A 535-nucleotide genomic window follows, 5' to 3' on the forward strand; every position below is an offset into this window, starting at 1 on the left:
CGTTGTGGCATCTTTGTCGTCTGCTTGCCAAGGCTCAAACACCCAAGTTGCTAACTATCTGTTTGAAATTCAGCAAGAGCTGCAACATCAAAAAGACATCAGCACTCTGATCCCGCGTTTGGCGGTGCTTGAAAGAATGCTCAAACAGCAGTCGAAAACGATGGATAAACAGAACGGCTACCTCGATGAACAAATCAAACACAGCGGTGAGACACTCCAACGTGTTACGGGTTTGCCAGCGCAGTTAAAACGCGAACTGCGCAACTTAATGAGCTTCTCGGAAGTACACGCAGGGAAGAAAGTCGATCAAGCTACCCGTCTACTGAGCATCTACGAACGCGCGATTAAAATCATCACTTCGAACTCACGTTTACAACTCAGCGAATTCGAAAACAACCCAGACAAATCTCAACTAGAATGCCTCGCCGTCGATCTACAACATACGATTACAGAACTTGATTTTGAAGGCGAATGTGGCGAGAGACTGCTTGATATTCGTGCAAAACTGTTGCTTGGCGTGAATGCAGAATCCTTA

The 535-nt window shown here is 46.2% G+C and carries 1 pseudogene; it reads left to right on the top strand.

What is annotated here, in order from left to right:
* Positions 1-535: pseudogene (locus tag R7E78_RS30005) on the top strand (GGDEF domain-containing protein); the annotation flags it as partial.

It is taken from the genome of Vibrio sp. YT-19(2023) (genome assembly GCF_033337395.1).